Genomic DNA, 22,935 nt, shown 5'->3' on the forward strand with positions numbered 1-22,935 from the left:
TTCAGCTCTGCCCGGTGAACCCGAGGCTGGGGAGCAGGACCTGGTCGACCAGTATGCGTACGGTCTCCTGCGTCGGCGCCCGCCCGGAGATCAGGGACCGGAACACCAGATAGCCCGGCATCAGATCGAAGATCTCGTCGTCGATCGGAGCGTCGATCTCCCCGCGCTCGATTGCCTCGGCGAGAACCTCTTCGATCACGAGCTTGCGCTGGTGGACGAATTCCTTCTGCATCGCCTCGCTCAGCCGCGGGTTGTGCGACATCTCGTTAAGCACCGCGCGCATGGTGGCGCCGTGCTCGCGGGCGTGGTTGCAGACACCGGCGCCCATCGCCAACAGGTCACCGCGCAGCGACCCGGTGCGGGGAGGGACAGCCGACACGCGGGTGCCCTCGATGAATGCCGCCAGAACCAGATCGGCTTTGGTCGGCCACCGGCGATACACGGTCGACTTGCTGGCTTTCGCCTGGACCGCGACAGCCTCGACCGAGAGTCGGTCGTAGCCGTGTTGTCGCAGCAGGTCGAGTGTGATCGTGAGCAGCTCGACTTCGCGGTCTGTCCAGCTCACAGCACCTCGCATGTCGTCACCGCAGCAGTTGCGGTCGGCAGTACGGTACCGTACCGTACGCTCAGGGTCCACTCAGGCGGGCGATGGCCCTAGGGTGTGCGAGGCGGTGCTGGCTTGGTCATCGAAAGGCTTTGGGGTGAGCAACTTTTCGGTCGGCGCCGTGGCGAAACGCTATTGGACGGTCATCGTGGCCGTCGCCGTCGTGGCTGTTGTCGGATTCAGCATCTACCGGCTGCACGGCATCTTCGGCTCCGACAATGTGGTGTCCAAGCCCGGCGGCGAAGCGCTGGAGAACACCGGCTACAACCCCAAACGGGTGCTGTTGGAGGTGTTCGGTTCGCCGGGCAGCGTGGCCACCATCAACTACCTGGACGAGAACGCGCAGCCGCAACGCGTCGACGACGCGCCGCTGCCGTGGTCGCACACACTGACCACCGATGAGCCGACCCTCTACGCCGACCTGCGTGCCCAGGGGGACGGCGCCACCATCGGCTGCCGCATCACCGTCAATGACGTCGTCAAGGACGAAAGGTCGACCTCCAACGTGAACGGCTACATCTCTTGCCTGGACAAGACCGCGTGAGCGAGCATCGGGTCGAGGACGCCGTCGAGGGCTCGCGGCCCGCCCGCGTCATCCGGCGTCTCGCCGTACCGATCCTGCTTCTCTGGATCGCCGTCGCCGCGGTGTCCAACATCGTCTCGCCGCAACTCGAGGTGGTCGGCGCGGCACGATCGGTGCCGCTCAACGCGGCCGACTCGCCGTCGATCGAGGCGATGCGCCACATCGGCCAGGTCTTCGACGAATTCGACTCCGACAGTGCGGCGATGATCGTCCTCGAAAGCGACCGGCCGCTCGGCGCGCAGGCTCACCGGTACTACGACACGCTGGTCGAGCGGCTCGAGCAGGACACCACCCATGTCGAGCACATCCAGGACTTCTGGGGCGATCCACTGACCGCGGGAGGTTCGCAGTCCAAGGATGGCAAGGCCGCTCTGGTGCAGCTCTACCTGGCCGGCAACCAGGGCGAGGCCCTGGCCAACCAGTCCGTCGACGCCGTCCGCGACATCGTCGCCGACATGCCGCCGCCACCCGGGCTCGACGTCTACGTCACCGGCGCGGCACCGCTGATCGCCGACAACTTCGAGGTGGGCAGCGCAGGCACCCACAAGGTCACCGCCATCACCTTCCTGGTCATCGCGGTCATGCTGCTGATCGTCTACCGCTCGGTGACGACGACTCTGATCATGCTGGTCACCGTTCTCATCGAGCTCGCTGCGGCTCGCGGTGTCGTCTCGACGCTGGCGCACTGGGGTGTCATCGGCCTGTCGACGTACTCGACGAACCTGCTGACCCTGCTGGCCATCGCCGCCGGCACCGACTACGCGATCTTCGTCGTCGGGCGCTACCACGAGGCCCGCGGCAGAGGACTCGACCGGATCTCCGCCTACCACGACATGTTCCGCGGGACCGTACACGTCATCGTCGGCTCCGGTCTGACCATCGCCGGGGCGGTGGCCTGCCTGGCATTCACCCGGCTGCCGTACTTCCAGACGTTGGGCATCCCCGCCGCCCTCGGTGTGCTCGTGACCCTGGCTGCTGCCCTCACCCTGGGGCCGGCCGTCCTGCTGATAGCCGGCCGCTTCGGACTCCTGGAGCCCAAACGCACTGTGCGAAGGGCGGGTTGGCGCCGGATCGGCACCGCGATCGTGCGGTGGCCGGGGCCCATCCTCGTCGTGTCGTGCGCGATCGCGCTGATCGGTCTGCTGGCCCTGCCCGGATATAAGACCAGTTACGACGCCCGGCCCTACCTGCCCGACTACGCGCCCGCCGTCGTCGGATATGCGGCCGCGGAACGCCATTTCTCCGAGGCCCGGCTCAACCCGGAACTGTTGATGATCGAATCCGATCACGACATGCGCAACCCGGCGGACATGTTGGTACTGGAACGGGTGGCGAAGGCGGTGCTGCACACCCAGGGCATCTCCCTGGTGCAGTCGATCACCCGGCCGCTGGGTACCCCGATCAGCCACAGCTCCATCCCGTTCCAGATCAGCGCGCAGAGCGCCAGCCAGATCATGAATCTCAGCTACCAGCAGGCCCGCGGTGAGGACCTGCTCAAGCAGGCCAACGAGATCACCAACACCATCGACATCCTCAAACAGCAACTGGCGCTGCAGCAGGCAAGCGCCGCGGCCACCCACGAACAGACCGAGGCTTTTCACGACACCGTCACGATCGTCGAAGACCTCCGGGACAAGATCGCCAATTTCGACGATCAGTTCCGGCCCATCCGCAATTATTTCTATTGGGAACCACACTGTTTCGACATCCCGATGTGCGCGGCGTTGCGGTCGGTGTTCGACTCCATCGACGGAATCAGCAGTCTCAGCGACCAATTCGCCTCGATCACAGCGAGCCTGGACAAGCTCGATGCGCTCCAGCCGCAGCTGCTGGCGTTGTTGCCGCCGCAGATCGCGATCCAGGAGCGCAACCGGGATCTGACGCTGTCCAACTACGCCACCACGACGGGGACCAACGACCAGAGCGAGGAGGCCCTGAAGAACGCCACGGCAATGGGCCAGGCCTTCGACGAGGCCAAGAACGACGACTCGTTCTATCTGCCGCCCGAAGCGTTCGACAATCCCGACTTCAAGCGCGGCCTGAAGCTGTTCCTCTCACCCGACGGCAAGGCCGCCCGGATGATCATCACCCACGAGGGCACGCCGGCGACGCCCGAGGGCATCTCCCACATCGACGCCATCAAGAACTCGGCGTTCGACGCCATCAAGGCAACACCCCTGTCGGACGCCAAGATCTACGTCGCGGGCACCGCGTCGACCTACAAGGACATCCAGGACGGCGCGAAGTACGACCTGCTGATCGCCGCGATGGCGGCGCTGGCCCTCATCCTGCTGATCATGATGTTCATCACCCGAAGCCTGGTGGCGGCCATCGTGATCGTCGGAACGGTGGCGCTCTCGCTGGGCGCGTCGTTCGGGCTGTCGGTGTTGGTGTGGCAGTACATCTTCGGGATCCAGCTGTACTGGATCGTGCTCGCCCTGGCCATCATCCTGCTGTTGGCGGTGGGAGCCGACTACAACCTGCTGCTGATATCCCGTTTCAAGGAAGAGATCGGGGCCGGACTGAACACCGGCATCATCCGCGCGATGGCCGGCACAGGGGGCGTTGTCACCGCTGCCGGACTGGTGTTCGCCGCCACGATGTCGTCGTTCATCTTCAGCGACCTGCTGGTGCTGGGCCAGATCGGCACCACCATCGGGTTGGGTCTGCTGTTCGACACCCTGATCGTACGGTCGTTCATGACACCGTCGATCGCGGCGATCCTGGGCCGCTGGTTCTGGTGGCCGCTGAACGTGAGGACCCGGCCTGCCAGCGGCATGCTTCGCCCGTTCGGTTCCCGCAACGCTGTGCGCGCGCTCCTCAGCCCGCCGACGGGTGGCGCTGGGCGCCGGACCGCCCCGCCTTCCGGGAGCTAGCTCTTTTCCGGCAGCACCAGCATCGGCAGCACCAGCGTGGCCACCGCGGTGACCAGCCACACCACCACCGTGGCGCCGACCCACGAACCGATACCGCTGATGCTCAAGCCATTCGACAGCAGCGACGCGAGCAGCAACGCGACGAACGTCGAGACCAGGCCGATTCCGCCGAGGAACGCCGAGGCGTACTTGGTGGCCATCTTCAGGAACAGCGGCGACAGCAACGCCTGCGCCACCGTGAAGACCACCACTGCGGCGACGAACCCCCACGCCGACAATCGCACTCCCGGTACCACCAGGGACGCCACCACCAGCCCGATCGCCGACGAACCCAGGAACACTGCGACACGCAGCAGGAAGCGGATCACGGGATCAGCCTAGAACGTCAGGCGGCCCACCAGGGGCGCAATGGAAGACCGCCGTCGTGACCGTGCGCGTCGAGTTTGACCGCGAGCACCTGGTGCAACTGGATCGCGTTCTGCTCGAATCCCACCCGCGAGCCCGCCATGTAGAGACCCCACACCTTCGCCGTGGCGATCCCGACCTCGGCGACCGCGTCGTCCCAGTTCGCCACCAGGTTGGCGCACCAGTCACGCAGCGTCATCGCGTAGTGGTGGCGCAGGTTCTCCTCGTGCACCACCTCCATGCCGACGTCCTGGATCTCGGTGATGATGCGCCCGGATCCGGTGAGCTCCCCATCGGGGAACACGTAACGGTCGATGAAGCTGCCGGCGGCGGGGCCGTGCCGGTTGTCGTGGCGCGTGATGCAGTGGTTGAGCAGCAATCCGCCCGTGCGGAGCTTGGACTGCAGGAACCGGAAGTAGCTCGGGTAGTTCGCCACCCCGATGTGCTCGGTCAACCCGATCGAGGACACCGCGTCGAACTGCGACTCGTGCACGTCGCGGTAGTCGCTGTGGCGCACCTCGGCCAGATCGCCCAGGCCTTCTTCGGCGATGGCCTTCTGAGCCCACTCCGCCTGCTGGGCCGACAGCGTCACCCCGATGGCCTTCACGCCGTGGCGGGCGGCGTAGCGCACCATGCCGCCCCAGCCGCATCCCACGTCCAGCAGCCGGTCACCCGGGCGCAGACGCAACTTCTCGAACACCAACCGGTACTTGTTGTCCTGCGCCTCCTCCAGCGATGCGTCCGGACGCGGGTAGCAGGCACAGGTGTAGGTCATCGACGGGCCCAGCACCATTTCGTAGAACCTGTTGGACACGTCGTAATGGTGGTGGATGGCGTCGGCATCGCGGGTCTTGCTGTGCCGCAAACCTTCTGCGATGCGGCGCCAGCGCGGCAGCGCCTCCTGCGGCGGCGGGGAGATGGGCCGCAGATGCTCGATGCCGATCGAACGGATGATCTGCGCCAGCACGCGGGCCGGCGGCCGTTTGAAGGCCAGTTTCTCCACCAGTGCGGTGAGAAGTTCGTAGGGGTCACCGGGATGCACACCGTGCAACTCCAGATCACCCGAGATGTAGGCGCGCGCCAAACCCAGATCACCCGGGGCGGTCGCCAGGTAGGTGGTGCCGCGCGGCGTGCGCAGATCCAGCCCTACGGACGCGTCCTCGGGACCGGCGCTGCTCCCGTCGTACGCGGTGAACCTCAGCGGCAGCCGACCCGCGGCGAAGATCTCGAGGATCTCGGCCAGGGTCAGCTTTCGGTCATCGTCGTGGCCCTGCGTGGTGTGTTCCCGAAACGTGGTCATTGTCTTCGCACCGCCTTCGCGTACAGATCGAGAAACCGGGAATCCGGGTCGTAAGCCTTCTTCACCGTCATGTAGGTCTCACCGCCGTAGAGCGCGGCGAACTCGTCGGCGGCATAGAACGCGTCAGAGTACAGCGACTTGTGGCCGTCGAGGTCGCTGACCTTCCGTTCGATCATCTTGTTGGTGTACCCGGGCTCGGGCCCGATAGGCACCGAGGACCAGAATCCGACGTTGACATAGCTGTGGTGCGGCCGGATCGGGTACAGCGGCCAGCTGCGATCGTCACGAAGCCGCAACGGGCACAGCCAGATCGGCTCGATCGGCACGGTTTCGAGGAACCAGGTCAGGAACTCCACGGTGCGCTCGATCGGCACCTCGACGTCCTGGACCACCCGTTCGCGGGGCGGCCTGCCGTTTCGTTTCTCGATCCGATCGGCGATGTCGAAGCGCTGGTCGTAGCCGATGAGCTTCCAGTAGAAGCTGCTCCGCCTCAACCGGCGCGGCCACCAGCGGCGGATCCGCGGGTTCTGCGCACCGAACGCCCGGGAGCACCAGAACCAGTCGGTGTCCCAGCGCCACAGGTAGTCGTGAATGGTGAGCCGGTCATGCTTCTCGCCCGCCGCATGCTGGATGGACCGGTAGTAGATGTCGGCGCCGGTGTAGTCACTGACGGGGCCGGGCGTCGCAGTCTGCACACCCAGGCACAGATAGCTTTCCTCGGCGCTGAACACCACGGCGTCGACGTAATCCACCCGAACGCCGTCCAGTCCACCGGTTTCGACGATCCGGTCCATGGTCTCGATGAGTGCATCCAGCGAGTCGAACCGCAGATGGCGCAGCGCGACAAACGGTTTGACCGGTTCCAGCTCGATCCTCAATCGCACCGAATAGCCCAAGGTGCCATAAGAATTGGGGAACGAACGGAACAGGTCGGGGTTCTCGTCGGCAGATGCGCGCACCACCTCGCCGGTGCCGGTGAGGATGTCCATCTCGAGCACCGACTCGTGCGGCAGGCCGTTGCGGAACGATGCCGACTCGATGCCCAGACCGGTGACTGCGCCACCGAGCGTGATGGTCTTGAGCTGCGGCACCACCAGTGGTGACAGCCCGTGCGGCAGTGTGGCGGCGACGAGATCCTCGTAGGTGCACATGCCCTCGACGTCGGCGGTGCGCTGCTCGGGGTCGACGGAGATGACGCCGGTCAACCCGGAGGTGTCCAGGCCCGGCGCGGAGGTCTTGGCGCGGGTGCGGAACAGGTTGGAGGTCGGTTTGGCGAGCCGCACCGTCGCGTCGGCGGGGATGGCGCGATAGCTCTCGAGGAGCCGCTGCACGCCGAGCGCGTGAGCAGCCCGTGCGTCGGTCGGGGCAACAGACACACATATACGCTAGTCCGCGGTGGCAACCGATGCGACCGCACCGGGCTTTGACAAGGAGTTCTCACTGATGGCACAGGTCAGCGCGACCAGCACGGACTTGATCGACGCCGACCCGGCGACGGTGCTCGGCGCTGTCGCCGACTACGAGGCGATGCGTCCGAAGATCCTGTCCTCGCACTACAGCGGCTACCGGGTACTCGAGGGCGGCCAGGGAGCGGGCACCGTCGCGGAGTGGACGCTGCAGGCCACCAAGTCGCGGTCCCGCCAGGTGAAGGCCACCGTCGACGTCGCCGGCCGCACCGTCATCGAGAAAGACGCCAACTCGTCGATGGTGACCAACTGGACCGTCGCCCCGGCCGGTCCCGGCTCGTCGGTCACGGTGAAGACGTCCTGGACCGGGGCGGGTGGCATCGGCGGCTTCTTCGAGAAGATCTTCGCGCCGATCGGTTTGCGCCGGATCCAGGCCGAGGTGCTCGGCAACCTCAAACGGGAGGTCGAGGGCACCGTGGGCCTGGAGGGCACCGGCGTCGACGCCGAGTGACCCGGGCCCGGCTCAGCCCCGCTGGGCGGCCAGGAACGCGGCGATGCCGCGCACGACCGCCTCGGCGTACTTCTGCCGCCCCTCGGGTGTCTTCATCAGCGCCGAGTCGGCGGGGTTCTTCATGTTGCCGAGTTCGACGAGGATCGACGGGTACTGGGCCAGGTTGAGCCCGGCGATGTCGGAACGCGGGTTCAGCCCCGAGGATCCGATGTAGGTCGCCGGGGGAATGCCCGAGCCGGCCAAGGTGTCGCGCATCGTGCGCGCGAACTGCACCGCGGGCCCTGCCTGCGCCTGGTTCAGTGGCGGCGACGAGTACAGCACGTGGAACCCGCGGCCGGTCGCCGGCCCGCCGTCGGCGTGGATCGACACGATGGCGTTGGGCTGGATGGAGTTGGCCAGCGCCGCCCGCTCGTCGACGCACGGGCCCGGACCGCTGTCGTCGCCGCGGGACATCGCGGTGCGCACGCCCAGCGCGGTCAGCGCCTGGCGGATCCGCAGCGTGGTGTCCCAATTGAAGGTGTGCTCGGGATAGCCGTCGTCGGTCGCGCTGCCGCTGGCCTGGCAGTCCTTCGTGCCGCCACGTCCGGTGGGAACCTGTCTGCTGAGCGTGGCCGCGTCGTTGGTGCCCTGGTGGCCCGGATCGAGGAAGACGATCATGCCGGCGATGCTGGTGGGTGCGGCTTGCGCGGGGCTGGCCAGCGTCGACGCGGCGACGAGTAGTGCGGCCGCCAAAGCCGAGGCCATCCGCGCACCGACACGCAGAGTTGCTGGTACGTGCACCGCGCCACGGTAGCCCGCATGGAGACTAGGCTGAAAGGCCGAAGCGTCGCTTCTGGGCGAGCGCAACCAAGTCGAGACAGTTATGCAATCAAACGTGCAACTGTGCAACAGGACCAAGAGGATGAACCATGCAACCTGAGGGCCAGGGCCAACCCGATATGTCCGCACTCCTCGCGCAGGCGCAGCAGGTGCAGCAGCAGCTGATGGAGGCCCAGGAGGCACTCGCCACCGCCGAGGTCCACGGCCAGGCCGGCGGCGGTCTGGTCCAGGTCACCATGCGCGGCAGCGGCGAGGTGGTGGCCGTGTCCATCGATCCCAAGGTCGTCGACCCCTCCGACGTCGACACGCTGCAGGACCTGATCGTCGGGGCGATCGGCGACGCCGCCAAGCAGGTGACGATCCTCGCGCACGACCGGCTCGGACCGTTGGCCGGCGGGATGGGCGGGCTCGGCCTGCCAGGCATGTGACGTCCCCGTAGATGTTCGAAGGACCCGTCCAGGATCTGATCGACGAGCTGGGCAAACTGCCCGGTATCGGGCCCAAGAGCGCCCAGCGGATCGCGTTTCATCTGCTGTCGGTCGAACCGCCTGACATCGACCGGCTCACCGCGGTGCTCGGCAAGATCCGCGACGGGGTGACGTTCTGCGAGGTGTGCGGCAACGTCAGCGACGAGGAACGGTGTCGAATCTGCAGCGATCCGCGCCGCGACGCGTCGCTGGTGTGCGTCGTCGAGGAGCCCAAGGACGTGCAGGCGGTGGAACGCACCCGGGAGTTCCGGGGGCGCTACCACGTGCTGGGCGGGGCGCTGGACCCGCTGTCGGGCATCGGACCCGATCAGCTGCGGATCCGCGAGCTGCTCAACCGCCTCGGTGAGCGTGTCGACGGTGTCGACGTCGCCGAGGTGATCATCGCGACCGATCCGAACACCGAGGGGGAGGCCACGGCGACCTACCTGGTGCGGATGTTGCGCGACATTCCCGGACTGGCCGTCACGCGTATCGCGTCGGGCCTGCCCATGGGCGGGGATCTGGAGTTCGCCGACGAGCTCACGCTGGGACGCGCGCTGGCCGGCCGCCGCGCGCTTGCCTGATTCGCGGCTCGCCGCGGTGGCTTGATTCGCGGCTCGCCGCGGTGGCTTGATTCGCGGCTCGCCGCGGCGAGATCCGACTTTTGCAGAGCCCCACTCGGGCGATGCCTGCAAAACTCGGATCTCGTGGGCTTGTCGGTGGGGCTTGCCACCCTCTGTCCATGGGGAAAGTCATCCTCGGCGGCGAAGCCGTCAAGGCCGGGGTGGTCACGCGCCACGAACTGCAGCGGTCCTACGCGCCCTTGTATCGCGGCGTGTATGTCCGCAGGGGTGCGGAGGTGACACTGCGCGACCGCACCATCGGGGCCTGGCTGGCCACGGGACGCAGGGGTGTCGTGGCCGGCGTCGCCGCCTCGGCTTTGCATGGCGCGCCATGGGTCGACGCGGAACAGCCGGTCGAGATCTCCGGCGTCAAGTGCCTGCCCCAGCCCGGTCTCGTTCCCCGCGCCGAGCAGATCGCCGATCACGAGACCACTCACCGCGCCGGTCTGCCGGTCACCACGCGGATACGCACCGCCTATGACCTCGGGCGGCACCTCGACCGAACGGAGGCCTTGGCCCGCCTCGACGCACTGATGTGGAATCAGTGGTTCGACGTCGCCGAGGTGCTGAAGCTGGCCGAGCGCAGACCGCGCGCCCGCGGGTTGACCCAGCTGCGGCAACTGCTGCCGCTCGTCGACGGCGGAGCCGCCTCGCCGCGCGAGAGCCGGATTCGACTCTGGTTGACGGACTGTGGCTTTCCCCGGCCGCACACCCAACACCCCGTGGTGGTCGGATCACGGCCGGTCGCGTTCCTGGATTTGGCTTGGCCCGACTACGGGGTGGCTGTCGAATACGACGGCGACCATCACCGCAAGGACCGCAGGCAATACGTCAAGGACATCGAGCGGTTGCGCATGCTCGACGAACTGGGCTGGATCGTCATCCGGGTGATCGCCGAGCAGCGGCCGAAAGAGTGGCTCGACCGGGTCGAGAAGGCGTTGCTGAATCGGGGCTGCCGGTTCGACGTCACCGACCTGCAGAGGTTCGTCCGGCTGACAGCGGCCTGATCCGCGGCTACACCCGCCGGGGCGCGGCGAGGCGTTCCCGACGCAGCTGCGCCACCTCCGGTAGCTCCAGCGGAGTCAGCGGGCCGACCACCTCGGCCAGCAGATGGTCGGCCAGTTCGGGATTGCGCGCCAGGCAGCAGCCGTGCAGGTAGGTGGCGATCACGCTGCCCTGCACCGCACCGTCGATGCCGTCACCGGCGCGGTTGCCCGCGCCTTTGGACACCGCAGCCAGCGGTCGGGCCTGCGGCCCGAGAACTGTTCCGCCGCGGTGGTTCTCGAACCCGGTCAGCGGCTCGCTGAGCGCGTCGATCAGCGGTGTCGCAGCCACTTCGCCGATGGTGCGTTCGGGCTGCGGAGACGTGGTGACGTCCAGGACACCGACGCCGTCGACGCGTTCCCCGGCCGACGTCTCGTACCAATGGCCCAGGACCTGGATGGCCGCACAGATCGCGAGCACCGGGGCCCCGCGCGAAACCGCTTGCTGCAGGCCGGGATAGCGGATCAGATGCTTGGTGGCCAGCCGCTGGGCGTAGTCTTCGGCGCCGCCGAGGGTGTAGAGGTCGAGCTCGGCAGGCACCGGGTCGTCGAGGGTGATCTCCACGATTTCGGCGGCGATTCCGCGCAGCCGCAGACGTTCCCGCAGCACCACCGAGTTGCCGCTGTCCCCATAGGTGCCCATCACGTCGGGCAGCACCAGCCCGATCCGCACCGCCGACTCGGTCATGGCAACCGCCGGTTCAACTGGAGGAACGCCGTGTAGTTGGCCAACACCTCGACGTGCCCGGGCGGGCACGACTCGATCGCCCGCATCGTGTCGTGCACCAGGGTGTGCTCGACGCCGGCGTAACCGAGGCGCACCGCCAGATCGGTGCCGCGCTCGCCGGCGGCCACCACGGCCGTCGACTCGAAATGCTCGAACCGCACGTCCCACAGCCACGACAGGTCCTCCCCGTCGGGGACCTGGCCGTTGACCGCGATCACCACCCCCGCCGCGTCGCGGTCGACCATCGACAGCGCCTCCTGCCAACCGGCGGGATTCTTGGCCAGCAGCACCCGGGCCGTGTGTGCGCCCACACGCACCGTCCGGTACCGGCCCGCGACCTCGTCGACGGCGGACGCGGCGGCCACCGCGGCGGCGGGATCGGCGCCCAGGGCGACCGCCGCGGCGACCGCCTGGGTGGCGTTGCCGCGGTTCACCGCGCCCGGCAGCGTCAGCGTCATCGGCAAGGACAGGCCGTCGGGGCCGTGGATGTGGGTGTCGTCGAACCACCAGTGCGGGGTAGGCCGCTTGAAGTCGCACCCGGTGGAATACCAGTGCGCCTGCTCGCGGACGATGATCTCCCCCGAGCGGGGACAGCTCACCGAATCACCCGCCCACCCGCCGCCGGCGGCCACCCACACCACGTTCGGGCTGTCGTAGGCGGCCGACGTCATCAGCACGTCGTCGCAGTTGGCGACGACCACTGCGCCCGGGTGGCGGGCCAGGCCGGCGCGCAGCGTGCGTTCGATGTGGTTGATCTCGCCCACCCGGTCGAGTTGGTCGCGGGACAGGTTCAGCAGCACCAGCACTGCGGGGGACACCGCATCCGACACGTGCGGGACGTGCATCTCGTCGACCTCGAGCGCGGCCAGCGACGCCGTCGGGGCCGCGGCGAGCGCGGCGACCAGCCCGGCGTCCATGTTCGCGCCCTCGGCGTTGGTGGCGACGTCGCCCATCGTGGCCAGCGCGGCGGCCGTCATCCGCGTGGTCGTGGACTTGCCGTTGGTACCGGTGATGACGACGGTGCGCCGGCCCTGGCCGAGCTGGCCCAGGATGGATCGGTCCAGCGTCATCGCGACCAACCCGCCGATCATCGCGCCGGCGCCCCGGCCGGTGATCCGCGACGCCCACCGCGCGGCGGCACCGGCCGACAGCGCGACGCGACCGCGTGGGGTGACCATTCCGGGGAGTTTAGAAGAAGCGCCGACACGCGGCTGATGGAGCAGGCCTTGTCAGGGGTGCGTGCCATGCTCGAAACGTGAGCTCAACCGGTGGATGCGAGTGGGGAAGACCCGCCGACCAGCCCGGAACCGGCTGGGCTGTGGTGGACGTCGAGACGTCCGGTTTCCGGCCCGGTCAGGCGCGCATCGTCAGTGTCGCGGCACTGGCTCTCAGCGACGACGGCAACGTCGAGAAGAGCCTGTACAGCCTGCTGAACCCCGGCGTCGACCCCGGTCCCACACACGTGCACGGGTTGACCGCCGAGATGCTGGCCGGTCAGCCGACGTTCGGTGACGTGGCGGCCGATCTCGTCGAGGTGCTGCGGGGGCGCACGCTGGTCGCCCACAACGTCGGGTTCGACTACTCGTTCCTGGCGGCCGAGGCCGAGCTGGTGGACGTCGAGCTGCCTGTCGAGGACGTGATGTGCACCGTCGAGTTGGCCCGACGGCTCGATCTCGGCCTGGCCAACCTGCGCCTGGAGACGCTGGCGCGGCACTGGGGGATCAGCCAGATGCGCCCCCATGACGCACTGGACGATGCGATGGTGCTCGCACAGATCCTCAAACCGGTGCTGGTCCGCGCCCGGGAGCGCAGGGTGTGGCTACCGGTGCACCCGGTCACGCGCCGATCCTGGCCCAACGGGCGGGTGACCCATGACGAGCTGCATCCGCTGAAGGTGGTGGCGGCGCGGCGACCGTGCCCGTACGCCAATCCCGGCCGTTTCGTGCCGCAACGGCCGCTGGTGCAGGGCATGCGCGTCGGCCTCGCCGGGGTGCAGGGCCGCACCTACGAGGAGCTCCTCGAACGGATCCTGCACGCCGGTCTGGCCTACACCGAGACGGTCGACCAGCACACCTCCCTGATCGTCTGTGACGAGACGAGCCCCGAGCAGGGCAAGGGCTACCAGGCCGCCGGCCTCGGTGTGCCGCTGGTCTGCACCGCCGACTTCATCGACCTGCTGGACACGGTGGTCGGCGGCGCCGACATCGAGGCGTTCACCGACACCACCACCGTCGACGACCAGTTCACGCTCTTCTGAGGGCCGCTCTCAGCTCAGCGCCTTGGCCTTCAGCGTGTCGAATTCGGCCTGCGAGATCGTGCCGGTCTCCAGCAGGTTCTTGGCGTCGGCGATCTCCTGAGCCGGAGATCTGCCCGCGGCATTCTTGATGTAGTCGTCGGTCTCCCGCTTGGCTGCCATCGCCTGCTCGCGGGCCCGCTCGGCCATGCCCTTGCCGCGGGCGATCAGGTAGACCAGCGCCGTCAGGTAGGGCAGCACGATCAGGAAGATCACCCAGATCGCCTTGACCCAGCCGGAGGTCTTGTGGTCGCGCCAGAACAGGTCGACCAGGATGTTGAACAGGATCATCAGGTACGCGATGAACGCGAAGATGACCAGCGTGGTCCAGAGGAAGTCCCAGAACGTATTCCACATGACGGCTACTCCTTAACCGTGGTCGGTGCTGTCTGCGCCGGCGTCAGTTAAACACGGGCCGGGGGAGGGACGGAGCAGGGTCGCCGGGTTGTGACGGCGTTGTGATGAGGGTCATCGGCTGTTCAGACGCTGGCGCAGCACCGAGGCCAGCGACTCGCCGCCGGTGCGGTAACCCCTGATGGGAACGTGTGTCACCGGGTCGAAGAAACCGACCCTGCCGAGCTGCTCGGCCAGTCGGCAGCGAAACCCCGGCTCAGCGCCGGGCCGGAACACGATCCGCACATGCGACTTCGCCAGGAATCCGACCGGCGTGAACTCGGCGACGTCCGCCCAGCGGTAGGCGCGCCCGGCGTGGGTGAACCCCTGCTCACCCAGCACCAGGCCGTCGGTGGCCAGCGCCTGCACGGCGGCGACGAACACGGTGCCGAACATCGCCAGCGCGACCAGCACCAGCGGCAGGTACACCAGACCGGTGACCCCGGCGACGGCAGCACCCCCGAGCAGAAGCGCGGCGGTGATCGCGACGCTGGAGCCGACCAACTGGAACAGCCAGTGCGACCGTGCCAACGGCACGACGGTTGTGCTCACCGCTGCCGTGTCACTCAGCCCTGCGCGAGCCGCGCGGCGCGGTTGACCGCCGACACCACCGCGCGCAGCGACGCCGTCGTGATGGACGTCGCGATGCCCACGCCCCACACGGTCCGGCCACCGATCGAGGCTTCGACGTAGGCGGCGGCCTGCGCCTCCTCGCCCGAGGACATCGCATGCTCGGAATAGTCCAGCACGTTGATGTCGAAGCCGACCGCACCGAGCGCGTCACAGAACGCGGCCAGCGGACCGTTGCCGGCGCCGATGATCTCGCGCTCGACCCCGTCGATCTTGACCACCGCGGTGATGGTGTCGGTGCCACCGTCGACCTCGGCGGCGTCGACCTTCTGGCGCATCCGCTCCAGCGGGGTGATGGGCGCCAGGTACTCCTCGTAGAAGGCATCCCACATCACCTTGGGCGACACCTCGCCGCCCTCCCCGTCGGTGATCTGCTGGATCGCCTGGCTGAACTCGATCTGCAGCCGCCGGGGCAGCGCCAACCCGTGGTCGGCCTTCATGATGTAGGCGACACCGCCCTTGCCGGACTGCGAGTTGACCCGGATGACGGCCTCGTAGGTGCGCCCGACATCCTTCGGGTCGATCGGCAGGTACGGGACCTGCCACAGGATGTCGTCGACGTCCGAATCCTGTTCGTCGGCAGACACTTTCATCGCGTCCAGGCCCTTGTTGATCGCATCCTGGTGGCTGCCGGAGAACGCGGTGTACACCAGGTCGCCGCCGTACGGGTGACGCTCGTGCACGCCCAGCTGGTTGCAGTACTCGACGGTGCGGCGGATCTCGTCGATGTTGGAGAAGTCGATCTGCGGGTCCACCCCGCGGCTGAACAGGTTGAGACCCAGTGTGACCAGGCAGACGTTGCCGGTGCGCTCACCGTTGCCGAACAGGCAGCCCTCGATGCGGTCGGCGCCCGCGGCGTAACCCAGTTCGGCCGCCGCGACGGCGGTGCCGCGGTCGTTGTGCGGGTGCAGGCTCAGGATGATCGAATCCCGCGGGCTCAGATGCCGGTTCATCCACTCGATCGAGTCGGCGTAGACATTCGGCGTGGCCATCTCCACCGTGGCAGGCAGATTGACGATCAGCGGGACCTCCGGCGTCGGCGCCACGATGTCGGCCACCGCGTTGCAGACCTCGACCGCGTACTCCAGTTCGGTGCCGGTGTAGGACTCCGGGGAGTACTCGAAGCGCCAGGCGGTCTCGGGATACTTCCTGGCTTCCTCGACGCACAGCCGGGCGCCGTCGGTGGCGATCTTCTTCACCGCGTCGCGGTCGGCGCGAAACACCACCCGGCGCTGCAGGATCGACGTCGAGTTGTAGAAGTGCACGATCGCCCGGGGTGCGCCGGCGCAGGCCTGGAAGGTGCGCTCGATCAGTTCGGGGCGGCACTGGGTCAGTACCTGGATGGTGACGTCGTCGGGGATGGCGCCGTCGGTGATGATCTCGCGGACGAAGTCGTAGTCGGTCTGGCTGGCCGACGGGAAACCGACCTCGACCTCCTTGTAACCCATGCGCACCAGCAGGTCGAACATGCGGCGCTTGCGGGCCGGGCTCATCGGGTCGATCAGCGCCTGGTTGCCGTCACGCAGGTCCACCGCGCACCACATGGGCGCGGTGTCGATGACCTTGTCGGGCCACGTGCGGTCGGGCAGCCGGATGGGCTCCACTTCTTCGTCGAAGCTGCGGTAGCGGCCGACGGGCATCTGCGAGCCGCGCTGGGTGTTCCAGGCGGGCTGGCCGGGATGGGGTGCGCCGGCGGGGGTGCTGATGGTGCGGACGGACGCGAACGCGTCGGTGCTGGTGAAATTCTCGGTCATGATGTTGCGCTCTCAGGTCTGGGGGACTTCGACCGGCGCATCGCGAAACACCCGCGACGGGAAGCCGGTCTGATCAGACCCCGTCGCGGCGTCCGAGAAGGAGCACCCGCTGCACGCGACTCACTGTACTCCCGGGCTGCGAGATGCCCAAATGCGTCTCACCCCCGTTGAGACTGCGGTCAGCGTGCCCGCTACTCGCACTTTCCCGCGCTGGCTGCAGTCTGAACGGCAACCGTCAGACCTGGGAGTCGGGGAACGCGATCACCGACAAAAACCTGATCGGCACCTCGACCAGGTCGACGGGGCCGTGCGCGCCCTCGCCGTCGAGCTGCAACGAGTCGCCGGCATGCAGCCGGTAGACCGTGCGGCTGTGGCTGTAGTCCATGACACCTTCGAGCATGTAGATGAACTCGGTGCCCGGGTGCTGGAACAACGGGTAGGTCTGGCTCTTCTCCGACAGCGTGACGTGCAGGCACTCGAGGCGTTTGTGTTCCCCGCGCAGCGAGCCCAGCAGCTGGTACTCGTGGCCCTCGCGGGTGCCTTCCCGCACGATGCGCGCGCCGGTGCCGGACTTGGTGAACGCGGCCGGCCGCTCCACGTCGGCGCCGCGGAACAGGCTGGTCACCGGCACATCGAACCCCTTGGCGAGCAGCGCGAGGGTGGACAGGCTGCACGAGGTCTGGGCGTTCTCGATCTTGCTCATCATCGCCTTGGAGATCCCGACGCGCGCGGCGGTCTCGGCGACGGTCAACCCCTGCTGCAGACGGAGCTGACGGACGTTGTGTCCGATCGCCGCCTCGATCTCGAGTTCGTCGACGGGGGCGGCGGGGTCGCGGTCCCGGGCCGTGCCCGACCTGTTGCGAAGCAACGAATCGGATTCTGCGCGAAGCAACGAATCGGATTCTGCGCGAAGCGGGTCGTTGCCGTCGGAGGAGTCCACAGCTAGATGTCTAGCGCATCTCACCCGCTCCGACGTAGGGGTAGGGGGTGGTGAGCAGCTCGCCGTCGGCGAAGCGGGAGAAGCGGAAGTCCGATTCCGGGATGCGCGGGTCGCTGCTGCGACCGTCGATCACGAGGTCGGCGACCAGCCGGCCGACCGCCGGCGCGATCTTGAAGCCGTGTCCGCTGAAGCCGGCAGCGATCACCAGCCCGTCCAACGGGCCGGGGGAGATCACCGGGTTCCAGTCCGGTGTGACGTCGTAACAGCCGGCGTAGCTGCTCGAGATCGCCGCGTCGGGGAAGCCGGGGAAGCGGGTGCCGACCTTGTCCACGGTCACGTCGACGAACGCCTCGGTGGCGCGGTTGAGGTAGCTGTCGGGGTCGGCGTCCTCGGTGTGCGCGAGGTCGCTGTTGCCGAACAGGATCTCCCCGCCCACCTCGGGGCGCACGTACTGCAGCGACACCAGATCGGAGAACACCGGAAGCCGGCTCACAGCGGCGCTGTCGATACCGGGATCGATCAGCACGATCTGTTCGCGGACCACGCGGATCGGCATGTCGATGCCGTAGGGCGCCAGGAACGGCCGGGTCCACACCCCGGTCGCGACGACCACGGTGCCGGCCGAGATCTCGCTGCCGTCGGCCAGGCGCACACCGGTGACGCGCTCGCCGTCGACCAGCAACCCGGCGGCCGGGCTGCCCTGGCGCACCCGCGCTCCGGCGCTGCGCGCCGAGGCGGAGAACGCCTGCGCGGTCTGGTAGGCGTCGCCGTACCCGCCGCGGGACTCCCACCCGAACGCCGCGAACGGGGTCAGATCGGCGTAGGGCCACAGGCGGGCCACCTCGGCGTGGTCGATCTCCTCGGTGTCGACTCCCACGGACCGTTGTGCGGCCAGGCTCTTGCGCAACGCGTCCACGTTGGCGTCGGCGACGCCGACGACGTAGCCGGTCTGCCGGAACCCGATGTCGGTGCCGAAGAGATCCTGGGCGTTCTCGAACACCTCCAAGCCCGCGGCGGCCATGGCGGCCAGCGAGCTGACGCCGTAGTGGCAGCGCACGATTCCGCTGGACTTGCCCGTCATCCCGGAGCCGACGGTGCCGCGTTCGGCGACCACCACCTCGGTGACGCCGCGCCGGCTCAGCGCCCACGCCGCCGCGCAGCCTTCCAGACCGCCGCCGATGACGACGACGTCCGCGGTCTCGGTCACCGCTGCGCCCCCGGGATCCAGTCGGTCCCCGCCAGCGGAACCCGGGCCATCGCGGCGGCCTCCACGTTGACCGCGACCAGGTCGTCGGGTTCGAGGTGGCAGACGTGGGCCTTACCGCAGGCCCGCGCGATGGTCTGCGCCTCCATCGTCAGCACCCGCAGATAGTTCGCCAGCCGGTGACCGCCGGCGACCGGGTCCAGCCGGGCCGCCAGCTCGGGATCCTGCGTGCTGATGCCCGCGGGATCGTTGCCGTCCTGGTAGTCGTCGTAGAAGCCGGCTGCGCTGCCGATCTTCTCGTAGTCGGCGGCGTAACGCGGGTGGTTGTCGCCGAGCGCGATCAGCGCCGCGGTGCCGATGGCCACCGCGTCGGCGCCCAGCGCCAGCGCCTTGGCGACGTCGGCCCCGTTGCGGATGCCGCCGGAGACGATGAGCTGCACCCCTTTCCGGTCTGCGGCGCCACCGGCCGCGGGGCGGTGCACGCCGAGTTCCTGCAGCGCCTGCACGGCCTGGGGGATGGCGGCCAGCGTCGGGATACCGACGTGCTCGATGAACACCTCCTGGGTGGCCGCGGTGCCGCCCTGCATACCGTCGACGACGACGACGTCGGCGCCGGCGTGCACGGCGAGCTTGACGTCGTAGTAGACGCGCGACGCGCCGACCTTGACGTAGATGGGCTTCTCCCAGTCGGTGATCTCACGCAGCTCGTTGATCTTGATGGTGAGGTCGTCGGGGCCGGTCCAGTCCGGGTGCCGGCACGCCGAGCGCTGGTCGATGCCCTGCGGCAGGGTCCGCATCGCCGCGACGCGCTCGGAGATCTTCTGGCCCAACAGCATTCCGCCGCCGCCGGGTTTGGCGCCCTGGCCCAGCACGATCTCGATGGCGTCGGCCTTACGCAGGTCGTCGGGGTTCATCCCGTAGCGGGACGGCAGATACTGGTAGACCAGCGTCTTGGACTGCCCGCGTTCCTCGGGAGTCATCCCGCCGTCGCCGGTCGTGGTGGATGTGCCGACCTCGCTGGCGCCGCGTCCGAGCGCCTCCTTGGCCGGTCCGGACAGCGCGCCGAAGCTCATGCCGGCGATCGTGACCGGGATGTCCAGGTGCAGTGGATGTTTGGCGAACCGATCGCCGAGCACCACGTCGGTGGCGCAACGTTCGCGGTAGCCCTCCAGCGGGTAGCGCGACATCGACGCGCCGAGGAAGAGCAGGTCGTCGAAATGGGGCAGCGCCCTTTTGGCGCCCCAGCCGCGGATGTCGTAGATGCCCGTGTCGGCGGCGCGCTGGATGGCCGCGATGGTGGTGCGGTCGAAAGTGGCCGATTCGCGCAACCCCAGTCGGGCGCGGGAATCCGGGTTCTGTGGCGTCATCAGTAGGCACTCGTGTTGTCGGCGTGGAAGTGATACAGGGTGCGCGCGGACCCGTAGCGGGTGTAGGCGGCGGTGTCGTCGTCGTCGAATCCGGCGGCCTTGAGAAGCTCGGCGAGTTCTCGATGATGTTCGGGGTCCATCGGTTTGGCGATGCAGTCCGCGCCGAGGGATGCGACGTCACCGCGCACGTACAGGCGTGCCTCGTAGATCGAGTCGCCCAGCGCCTCTCCGGCGTCGCCGCGGACCACGAGGCGCCCGGCCTGGGCCATGAACGCGCTCATGTGCCCGACGCTGCCCCCGACCACGATGTCGACCCCTTTCATCGAGATGCCGCAGCGGGCCGCGGCATTGCCCTCGATGACCAGCAGGCCGCCGTGCGCGGTGGCGCCGGCGGACTGCGAGGCGTCGCCCTTGACCCATACGGTGCCGCTCATCATGTTCTCGGCGACCCCGGTCCCGGCGTTGCCGTGGATCACCACGTCGGCGCGCTGGTTCATGCCCGCCGCGTAGTAGCCGACGTGCCCGTCGACGGTGACGGTCACGGGTGCGTCGAGGCCGACGGCGACGTTGTGCGCACCGGCCGGATGCCTGACGACGAACTCGCCGGTCAGCTCGGGGGCGTGCAGAGCGGCGTTGACGTCGCGAAGCGGCGTGTTGCGCAGATCGAACTGTGTTGCGGGCACTATCTGCTCCACGCGTACACCACCTCCGGTTCGGGTTCCCAGATACGGGCCTTCTCGACGCCGGGCAGCCCGGCCAGTGCCCGGTATTCGCTGCCCATCGCCACCCAGTCGTCGGTCTCGGCGATCACCGCGGGCTTGCAGGCGATGGCGTCGCGCACCACGGCGAAGGAATCGCGGTTGGACACCAGCAGCGTGTAGAAACCGTCGAACGTCGCGCACAGCGCCTTCAGTGCGGTCTGGACGTCGAGTCCGTCGGCGAGCTGTTTGGCGATGAACCTGGCACCGACCTCGGTGTCGTTCTCGCTGTCGAAAGCGATTCCGGCCGAGCGCAGTTCGCGACGGACGGTGGCGTGGTTGGCGAACGACCCGTTGTGCACCAGGCATTGGCCGGAACCGACGGCGTAGGGGTGGCAACCGGCCGGGGTCACCGCCGATTCGGTGGCCATCCGGGTGTGCCCGACACCTTGCCAGCCCTGGGCCTTCGCCAGGCCCCAGGCATCGGTCAGTGCGCGGGGATGACCGACCCCCTTGAGCACCGCCATGTCCGCGCCGAATCCGGCGATCAGCGCCTGCGGGTACGCCGACCGCACAGCGGCCAGCAGCTTTTCGGACTCCACGGCAGCCGACAGCAGGAAGCTGTCGTCGACGGCGACTCCGTCGACGTCGGAACCCAGTTCGGCCGCGACCGCAGCGGTGACCGCGGCGATGTCGGCGGTGGTTCCGGGGGCGAGTTCGGCGATCGAGACGCAGCCCTGGCCGGGCGGCGACCAGGTCGGGTCGCCGTAGACGGCGACGCCGGCCGAGTCGCTGCCGCGCTCACCCATCTCGCAGAGCATGCCGGTAAGCAGTTCACCGAGTCGGGGGTTGAGCTCGGGGTTGCGCAGGTGCAACCCGACGATCCCGCACATGTGTTGATTCCCTTCTGGTTTCGGGCCGCTCAGAACGCGGTCAGGTAGTTGTCGATCTCCCACGGGCTGACCGCGCTGTGGTAGGCGAAGAATTCGTCGCGTTTGACCCCGGCGAAGTAACCGGCGACGCCGTCTCCCGCGGCGTCGAGCACACCGCTCACCACCGGGTCGGCCTCGAATTCCTCCACCGCGTGCAGCAGGGTCGGGGGCAGTGCCTTGGTGCCGTTCCCGCCGCCCACCGGGCCGGGATCGGTGCTGCGTTTGATGCCGTCGATGCCGGCGCCCAGCGCCGCCGCGATCGCCAGATAGGGGTTGGCCGATCCGTCGCCGCCGCGCAGCTCGATGCGTTCGCAGTCCGGCACCCGGATGTAGTGGGTGCGGTCGTTGCCGCCGTAGGTGGGCAGTCGCGGTGCCCAGGAGGCGCCGGACGAGGTGGAGGTGGCGCCGGTGCGCTTGTAGGAGTTCACGGTGGGGGCGACGACGGCCTGCAACGCGCAGGCGTGGTCGAGGACGCCGCCGATGAAGCCGTAGGCGGTTTCCGACAGCCCGAGTCCGCGGTGGTCCTCGGCGGCGGGGTCGGCCGGGAAGACGGGGTTGCCTCCGCTGGTCAGCGACAGGTGCAGGTGCAGCCCGCTGCCGGTCTTGTCGGCGAACGGCTTGGGCATGAAGGTGGCGATCATGCCGCGCTCGGCGGCGATCATCGACAGCAGGTAGCGCAGCGTGACGACCCGGTCGGCGGTGGTGAGCGCCTCGGCGAACTTGAAGTTCTGCTCGAACTGGCCGTTGCCGTCCTCGTGGTCGTTGGCGTAGTTCGACCAGCCGAGGGTGTTCATCGCGGCCGACACCGCGGTGAGGTGCTCATACATCCGGGTCACCCCGCGGGCGTCGTAGCAGGGCTGGGCGGCGGTGTCGGCCGCGTCGGCGACCGACACACTGCCGTCCTGGCCGCGTCGCAGCAGAAAGTACTCGACCTCGGCGCCCACCCACGGCTCGAAACCGGCGTCGGCGCACTGCTCGATCAGCGACTTGAGGATCACCCGCGGGGCGTAGGGCCAGGGCGCACCGTTGACGTACGGGTCGCAGTGCACGATCGCCAGGCCGTCCTTGATGAACGGGATCGGGGTGAACGATGCCGGGTCGGGCATCGCCATCAGGTCGGGGTCCTTGGGTTCCTGGCCCATCGCGCCCACGGCGTATCCCGCGAACCCGACGCCCTCGGTGGCCAGCATGTCGACCGCCTCCACCGGGACCAGCTTGGCGCAGGGCTTCCCGCGCAGGTCCACGAACAGCGCGAGGATGAATTTCGTTTCAGACTGTGTGCACAACTCGGCCAGTGTGGCCAGGTCTTCCGGCATGTCGACCACCCTTTGTCTCTTGTTGTGAATCAAAGTATCACCCA

23 protein-coding genes are annotated in these 22,935 nt (G+C 68.3%); 7 read left to right on the top strand and 16 right to left on the bottom strand.

The window, feature by feature from the left end; translation table 11 throughout:
• Nucleotide 1: 1 nt before the first annotated feature.
• Complete coding sequence (locus tag J3476_RS04550; protein WP_207065350.1) at nt 2–577, bottom strand: TetR/AcrR family transcriptional regulator; 576 nt, start codon at nt 575–577, stop codon at nt 2–4.
• A 124-nt stretch (nt 578–701) separates the two neighbouring features.
• Between J3476_RS04550 and J3476_RS04555 the strand changes: the two genes are divergently transcribed.
• Both J3476_RS04555 and J3476_RS04560 read left to right on the top strand, forming a co-directional pair.
• Entirely contained in the window at nt 702–1,148 is a 447-nt protein-coding gene (locus J3476_RS04555; protein WP_286182603.1) for an MmpS family transport accessory protein, read from the top strand.
• Nucleotides 1,145–4,063, top strand: a complete 2,919-nt coding sequence (locus tag J3476_RS04560; protein ID WP_207065352.1) for an RND family transporter — start codon at nt 1,145–1,147, stop codon at nt 4,061–4,063. The genes J3476_RS04555 and J3476_RS04560 overlap by 4 nt, the downstream gene beginning before the upstream one ends.
• Here J3476_RS04560 and J3476_RS04565 read toward each other — a convergent pair.
• From J3476_RS04565 to J3476_RS04575, 3 genes are read right to left on the bottom strand one after another with little or no spacing between them, the layout of a single operon-like run.
• Nucleotides 4,060–4,431 (bottom strand): phage holin family protein, encoded by a 372-nt coding sequence (locus J3476_RS04565; RefSeq protein WP_207065353.1) that lies wholly within the window; start codon nt 4,429–4,431, stop codon nt 4,060–4,062. The two genes, J3476_RS04560 and J3476_RS04565, sit on opposite strands and share 4 nt — an antisense overlap.
• Nucleotides 4,432–4,448: 17 nt before the next feature.
• A complete protein-coding gene (locus J3476_RS04570) occupies nt 4,449–5,768 on the bottom strand; it encodes a class I SAM-dependent methyltransferase (RefSeq protein ID WP_207065354.1) in 1,320 nt (439 codons plus the stop codon).
• Nucleotides 5,765–7,144: an FAD-binding oxidoreductase gene (locus J3476_RS04575; protein ID WP_207065355.1), complete on the bottom strand. Its 1,380-nt coding sequence runs from the start codon at nt 7,142–7,144 to the stop codon at nt 5,765–5,767. The genes J3476_RS04570 and J3476_RS04575 overlap by 4 nt, the downstream gene beginning before the upstream one ends.
• 67 nt (nt 7,145–7,211) lie before the next feature.
• On the opposite strand from J3476_RS04575, the gene J3476_RS04580 reads away from it, so the two are divergent.
• Complete coding sequence (locus J3476_RS04580; protein WP_152519935.1) at nt 7,212–7,685, top strand: SRPBCC family protein; 474 nt, start codon at nt 7,212–7,214, stop codon at nt 7,683–7,685.
• Between the two features lie 12 nt (nt 7,686–7,697).
• On the opposite strand, the gene J3476_RS04585 is transcribed toward J3476_RS04580, so the two are convergent.
• Nucleotides 7,698–8,429: an Rv3717 family N-acetylmuramoyl-L-alanine amidase gene (locus J3476_RS04585; protein WP_163679625.1), complete on the bottom strand. Its 732-nt coding sequence runs from the start codon at nt 8,427–8,429 to the stop codon at nt 7,698–7,700.
• A 164-nt stretch (nt 8,430–8,593) separates the two neighbouring features.
• On the opposite strand from J3476_RS04585, the gene J3476_RS04590 reads away from it, so the two are divergent.
• The 3 genes from J3476_RS04590 to J3476_RS04600 all read left to right on the top strand — a co-directional run bounded on the left by J3476_RS04590 (nt 8,594) and on the right by J3476_RS04600 (nt 10,601).
• Nucleotides 8,594–8,932 carry a YbaB/EbfC family nucleoid-associated protein gene (locus J3476_RS04590; protein WP_163672092.1) on the top strand — a complete coding sequence of 113 codons (339 nt, stop codon included), beginning with the start codon at nt 8,594–8,596 and terminating at the stop codon, nt 8,930–8,932.
• An 11-nt stretch (nt 8,933–8,943) separates the two neighbouring features.
• A complete protein-coding gene (gene recR, locus J3476_RS04595) occupies nt 8,944–9,555 on the top strand; it encodes a recombination mediator RecR (RefSeq protein WP_207065356.1) in 612 nt (203 codons plus the stop codon).
• A 158-nt stretch (nt 9,556–9,713) separates the two neighbouring features.
• Nucleotides 9,714–10,601 carry a hypothetical protein gene (locus tag J3476_RS04600; protein WP_207065357.1) on the top strand — a complete coding sequence of 296 codons (888 nt, stop codon included), beginning with the start codon at nt 9,714–9,716 and terminating at the stop codon, nt 10,599–10,601.
• Nucleotides 10,602–10,608: 7 nt separating this feature from the next.
• Here J3476_RS04600 and J3476_RS04605 read toward each other — a convergent pair whose 3' ends face one another.
• Both J3476_RS04605 and J3476_RS04610 read right to left on the bottom strand, forming a co-directional pair.
• Nucleotides 10,609–11,325, bottom strand: coding sequence for a type 1 glutamine amidotransferase (locus J3476_RS04605; protein ID WP_207065358.1), 717 nt, complete (start codon nt 11,323–11,325; stop codon nt 10,609–10,611).
• Nucleotides 11,322–12,542, bottom strand: a complete 1,221-nt coding sequence (locus tag J3476_RS04610) for a Mur ligase family protein (protein ID WP_207065359.1) — start codon at nt 12,540–12,542, stop codon at nt 11,322–11,324. The genes J3476_RS04605 and J3476_RS04610 overlap by 4 nt, the downstream gene beginning before the upstream one ends.
• Nucleotides 12,543–12,619: 77 nt before the next feature.
• On the opposite strand from J3476_RS04610, the gene J3476_RS04615 reads away from it, so the two are divergent.
• Nucleotides 12,620–13,621, top strand: a complete 1,002-nt coding sequence (locus J3476_RS04615; protein ID WP_207065360.1) for a DEDDh family exonuclease — start codon at nt 12,620–12,622, stop codon at nt 13,619–13,621.
• Nucleotides 13,622–13,630: 9 nt separating this feature from the next.
• Here the strand turns inward: J3476_RS04615 and J3476_RS04620 are convergent, their stop codons facing one another.
• The 9 genes from J3476_RS04620 to glnT all read right to left on the bottom strand — a co-directional run bounded on the left by J3476_RS04620 (nt 13,631) and on the right by glnT (nt 22,891).
• On the bottom strand, nt 13,631–14,014 hold the full coding sequence (locus tag J3476_RS04620; RefSeq protein ID WP_207065361.1) for a PLDc_N domain-containing protein: 384 nt from the start codon (nt 14,012–14,014) through the stop codon (nt 13,631–13,633).
• A gap of 111 nt (nt 14,015–14,125) precedes the next feature.
• Entirely contained in the window at nt 14,126–14,602 is a 477-nt protein-coding gene (locus tag J3476_RS04625) for a hypothetical protein (protein ID WP_207065362.1), read from the bottom strand.
• Between the two features lie 14 nt (nt 14,603–14,616).
• Entirely contained in the window at nt 14,617–16,434 is a 1,818-nt protein-coding gene (leuA, locus tag J3476_RS04630) for a 2-isopropylmalate synthase (RefSeq protein ID WP_207065363.1), read from the bottom strand.
• A gap of 235 nt (nt 16,435–16,669) precedes the next feature.
• Nucleotides 16,670–17,326: an XRE family transcriptional regulator gene (locus J3476_RS04635; protein ID WP_152519932.1), complete on the bottom strand. Its 657-nt coding sequence runs from the start codon at nt 17,324–17,326 to the stop codon at nt 16,670–16,672.
• Between the two features lie 58 nt (nt 17,327–17,384).
• On the bottom strand, nt 17,385–18,581 hold the full coding sequence (locus tag J3476_RS04640; protein ID WP_207065364.1) for an FAD-binding oxidoreductase: 1,197 nt from the start codon (nt 18,579–18,581) through the stop codon (nt 17,385–17,387).
• Nucleotides 18,578–19,945: an FMN-binding glutamate synthase family protein gene (locus J3476_RS04645; RefSeq protein ID WP_207065365.1), complete on the bottom strand. Its 1,368-nt coding sequence runs from the start codon at nt 19,943–19,945 to the stop codon at nt 18,578–18,580. The genes J3476_RS04640 and J3476_RS04645 overlap by 4 nt, the downstream gene beginning before the upstream one ends.
• Complete coding sequence (locus J3476_RS04650) at nt 19,945–20,640, bottom strand: protein glxC (protein ID WP_207065366.1); 696 nt, start codon at nt 20,638–20,640, stop codon at nt 19,945–19,947. The genes J3476_RS04645 and J3476_RS04650 overlap by 1 nt, the downstream gene beginning before the upstream one ends.
• Nucleotides 20,628–21,536, bottom strand: coding sequence for a glutamine amidotransferase (locus J3476_RS04655; RefSeq protein WP_207065367.1), 909 nt, complete (start codon nt 21,534–21,536; stop codon nt 20,628–20,630). The genes J3476_RS04650 and J3476_RS04655 overlap by 13 nt, the downstream gene beginning before the upstream one ends.
• 29 nt (nt 21,537–21,565) lie before the next feature.
• A complete protein-coding gene (glnT, locus tag J3476_RS04660; protein WP_207065368.1) occupies nt 21,566–22,891 on the bottom strand; it encodes a type III glutamate--ammonia ligase in 1,326 nt (441 codons plus the stop codon).
• Nucleotides 22,892–22,935: the final 44 nt, after the last annotated feature.

The organism is Mycobacterium sp. PO1, from assembly GCF_017312405.1.
In the GTDB taxonomy this organism is placed as follows: Bacteria; Actinomycetota; Actinomycetes; order Mycobacteriales; family Mycobacteriaceae; genus Mycobacterium.

What these genes read in the sequence shown, in the direction of transcription:
- J3476_RS04550 (WP_207065350.1), bottom strand. Translation starts at nt 577, where the DNA reads ATGCGAGGTGCTGTGAGCTGGACAGACCGCGAAGTCGAGCTGCTCACG.
- J3476_RS04570 (WP_207065354.1), bottom strand. Translation starts at nt 5,768, where the DNA reads ATGACCACGTTTCGGGAACACACCACGCAGGGCCACGACGATGACCGA.
- J3476_RS04580 (WP_152519935.1), top strand. Translation starts at nt 7,212, where the DNA reads ATGGCACAGGTCAGCGCGACCAGCACGGACTTGATCGACGCCGACCCG.
- J3476_RS04585 (WP_163679625.1), bottom strand. Translation starts at nt 8,429, where the DNA reads ATGGCCTCGGCTTTGGCGGCCGCACTACTCGTCGCCGCGTCGACGCTG.
- J3476_RS04590 (WP_163672092.1), top strand. Translation starts at nt 8,594, where the DNA reads ATGCAACCTGAGGGCCAGGGCCAACCCGATATGTCCGCACTCCTCGCG.
- recR (WP_207065356.1), top strand. Translation starts at nt 8,944, where the DNA reads ATGTTCGAAGGACCCGTCCAGGATCTGATCGACGAGCTGGGCAAACTG.
- J3476_RS04600 (WP_207065357.1), top strand. Translation starts at nt 9,714, where the DNA reads ATGGGGAAAGTCATCCTCGGCGGCGAAGCCGTCAAGGCCGGGGTGGTC.
- J3476_RS04605 (WP_207065358.1), bottom strand. Translation starts at nt 11,325, where the DNA reads ATGACCGAGTCGGCGGTGCGGATCGGGCTGGTGCTGCCCGACGTGATG.
- J3476_RS04610 (WP_207065359.1), bottom strand. Translation starts at nt 12,542, where the DNA reads ATGGTCACCCCACGCGGTCGCGTCGCGCTGTCGGCCGGTGCCGCCGCG.
- J3476_RS04620 (WP_207065361.1), bottom strand. Translation starts at nt 14,014, where the DNA reads ATGTGGAATACGTTCTGGGACTTCCTCTGGACCACGCTGGTCATCTTC.
- leuA (WP_207065363.1), bottom strand. Translation starts at nt 16,434, where the DNA reads ATGACCGAGAATTTCACCAGCACCGACGCGTTCGCGTCCGTCCGCACC.
- J3476_RS04645 (WP_207065365.1), bottom strand. Translation starts at nt 19,945, where the DNA reads ATGACGCCACAGAACCCGGATTCCCGCGCCCGACTGGGGTTGCGCGAA.
- J3476_RS04655 (WP_207065367.1), bottom strand. Translation starts at nt 21,536, where the DNA reads ATGTGCGGGATCGTCGGGTTGCACCTGCGCAACCCCGAGCTCAACCCC.
- glnT (WP_207065368.1), bottom strand. Translation starts at nt 22,891, where the DNA reads ATGCCGGAAGACCTGGCCACACTGGCCGAGTTGTGCACACAGTCTGAA.